Source organism: Algoriphagus sp. (genome assembly GCF_024305035.1).
Taxonomy (GTDB): Bacteria; Bacteroidota; Bacteroidia; order Cytophagales; family Cyclobacteriaceae; genus Algoriphagus.
The window spans coordinates 106398-109359 of record NZ_JAMWZB010000017.1 but is presented as its reverse complement, the minus strand read 5'-3'; the positions used below and the strand labels follow the sequence as shown (position 1 = coordinate 109359).

Below are 2962 nucleotides of genomic sequence, written 5' to 3'. Positions count from 1 at the left end.
AATAACTTCACATTTTCGTTGCTCAAATCGGCCATGGCCAGCATCCCAGCTGCTGAACTCTCCCTTAATCGGAGCAATGGAAAAGAGCTTATTGACCTGGCTTTTAAGTTCCTTTTGGTTGTCTTTCACCGTCAGTACATAGTCCGCCTCTTTGTTTTGAATCGCTTGGGCAATACTTTTTTGACAGCCCATCGCATCCACGGTGACAATACAGCCTTTTAATGTCAGCAGGTCCAGTAGTTGCGGTATGGCCGTGATCTCGTTGCTTTTAGAATCCACTACTACCTGCCCCAAGCAAAGACTGTTGGCAGAGGCAAAAGCAGAAACCACATGTAAGGCAGACTTGCCCCGGGCCTTGTCATCGGAACCGCAGAGCGTTTTGCCGTCAATGGCGATGATTTCTCCGGCCGTGAGCTGGGTCAATGAGTCAACCCAAGAAACAAAACATTTACTGAATTGACCCGAATCCAGGGCTGCAAACACTTTTCCTAAGACATCATGGGATGGGCTACCATTTTTAAAAGGAAAAAACTTTCTAAGCCAGTCGAGCTTGGCTTTTCCAAACAGGCTGATGGAAGTCCAAGTATCTGCTCCACTGATTACCGCTGCAATGGATAAGAAAAGAATTTCATCAAGAGGATAGAGATGATTTCCTTGAGAGGTACGTCTGGGATCTTCCAATTCTGCAAAAAACGAAGAGAAAACCGGGAAATTTTTGAGAGGATTTTCAGGATAGGCCATTTTTTTGACCGTCCCCTAAAATTATCAAAAATTGCCCGATTTTAAAAAACTTCAAAAGCGATTTCCCTGAAAAAAATAGGAGCGGATTTTTTTATTCGAGGTTTTCAAAAAGGTCTGAGCATCCACTTTCGCGGGCCAGGTCCTTTGGGGTCTTGCCGTTGTCCATTTTGGCTTGGAGATCAGCGCCCTTATCGATCAAGAATTGAACCAAATCTCGATCGTTGTTATGTGCTGCCGAATGAAGAGGAGTCACGCCATGTTGCTGTTTGGCATTGACATCCGCTTGATGGTGAATCAGTAGCTTAGTGATTTCAAAATGAGAATTGGCACAGGCGGAATGAAGGGGTGTTACTTGAAGGGGGTTAGCAGAAGGAAGGCTTGGGTTTGCTCCCTGCAAAAGCAGCCAGTTGACCAATTGGCTATGTCCAAAGTAGGCTGCTAAGCCCAAAGCGGTAAACCCATCGGCAGAAAAGTCATTAATCGAAGTTGGATTTTGGGAGAGGGATAGTTTGACTCCATCCAATTCCCCCAGACAGGCTGACTCATGCAGAATCAAGTCAGAACGGTAGGTTTTAAGAAGTTCAATTGCTGCAAAATTTTTGCAATAGGCGGCAAACTGAAGGTAAGAAATTCCCGATTCGGTTTTTTATGGGCCAATTCAGGGTGTACAGTGAGTTGAGAGGCCAAATAGTCTGTTTCCCCATGCTGGATCGATTCTAAAATGGGGTTCATTTTTCTGAGTTTAGGATCTTTTCTGCGCGCAATTCCAGGTCTTTCAAGTCATTTTTTTCAGGGATACTTTCCTTGCCCATTCTCAGAACCATTTCTGCATGCTTGAGAATGGCCTTTTTTTGACTTGAAGTTTTGGCTAGGAAGTGGATGGTAATCAAAGCCTCCATTAGTCGGATGATGACAGCAGGACTTCCGGCAGAAAACTGGCGAATTTGATTAAATGCGGCATCGAGTACCCCTTCAAAATCCAGGTTATCAGCGATAATTCGTAAGTTTTGATTCGGATCAATCCGGTATTTTGAGGGGAATTTTATTTGAGCGAGGTAACTTAGGGTAGCCGAAAGATTGTCAATGCATGAAATCGCAGTAAATGGATCATTTACTCCCGGGGAGAGGGCTCGTGATGCAATTTCCACCATTTGATGGATGCTATGTTCCAAATCCTGTTGAGAGGTTTTGGTCGTGCCGATGACGAATTGATCTTGAATTTTTTGGATTACCTGTTCGTCAATTTCTACTTTGGAATAAACCTTTCCGATTTCGATTCCTTGGATGAGATAGCTTCCAGGTCGATGATTAAGTTTCATCAATAAATCCTGTTGATCCATACAGGACATCAGGTTATCACTATCCACATACTGAAGGTATCCACTTTTTGGCGAGGTAATGGGAAATGTTTTAGGATAATTTACCAGTATTTTTTCAACTTCTTCGGGTTGAAAATCCTTGAGTTCCTCTCCCATTTTTTCAGGAAAAAGCGTTTTCACCTGTTTGCCTATAAAATCAGAGATATCGGCAACGACCTTGTCGGCTTGAATACTTACCGCAATTTGATGAATAAAAACGATGAGTAAAATGATATTGGCGACGGTGGCCAAAACTGCAACCAAAATTGCAATAGATGGGATAAAGGTGTACTCCTGCTGGTCTTTAATTGAGCTCAAGACCAAAAGACAATATAGGTAAGTGGAAATGTATGCCCCTAAAACCACTTGGTTTAACCGGATGTACATGAAATTTTTGATCAGACGTGGGCCAAACTGTGAGGAAGCTAAGGTTAAGGCGACTAATGTGACCGAAAACACCGTGCCGGCTACACCGATCATTGCCCCGGAAATAGTGGTCAAAATACTGCGTGCGGAATCTAAGTTTTGAACGAAAAAAAAGTGCAAAACTCCATTATGCTCAATCCTGACCTTACTATCTAAGTAGACTAAGCCAATGGCAGAAAAGACAGCGAAGAGAATAATTAATACAGGAATAAACCAAAAAGAAGCTTTGAGTTCATTCCAAAAAAAACTGAGCTTTTTCATCTGTTTATAATTGTTTTTTAGCGGTCATATGGAATCTTCGCATAGATTATAATCATCCCTCTGTGTGTCACTTTAGTCATGCTCGATTTCATCTGTTTATGATTTTTTTTCAGAGGTCATATGGAATCTCGCAATTCTAATCCTCCCGCTGTGTGACGGGTACGTCATGCTCGATT

The 2962-nt window shown here is 42.6% G+C and carries 4 protein-coding genes; all 4 read right to left on the bottom strand.

Going from position 1 to position 2962, the window contains the following annotated elements:
• On the bottom strand, nt 1-741 hold a 741-nt coding region (locus Q0L00_RS11490), incomplete at its 3' end, for an ISAs1 family transposase (RefSeq protein ID WP_297337018.1).
• 91 nt (nt 742-832) lie between these two features.
• Entirely contained in the window at nt 833-1327 is a 495-nt protein-coding gene (locus Q0L00_RS11485) for an ankyrin repeat domain-containing protein (RefSeq protein WP_363318537.1), read from the bottom strand.
• Nucleotides 1294-1473 carry a hypothetical protein gene (locus tag Q0L00_RS11480; RefSeq protein WP_297337016.1) on the bottom strand — a complete coding sequence of 60 codons (180 nt, stop codon included), beginning with the start codon at nt 1471-1473 and terminating at the stop codon, nt 1294-1296. The genes Q0L00_RS11485 and Q0L00_RS11480 overlap by 34 nt, the downstream gene beginning before the upstream one ends.
• On the bottom strand, nt 1470-2786 hold the full coding sequence (locus Q0L00_RS11475) for a DUF2254 domain-containing protein (RefSeq protein WP_297337015.1): 1317 nt from the start codon (nt 2784-2786) through the stop codon (nt 1470-1472). Before Q0L00_RS11475 ends, Q0L00_RS11480 begins: the two co-directional genes overlap by 4 nt.
• Nucleotides 2787-2962: the final 176 nt, after the last annotated feature.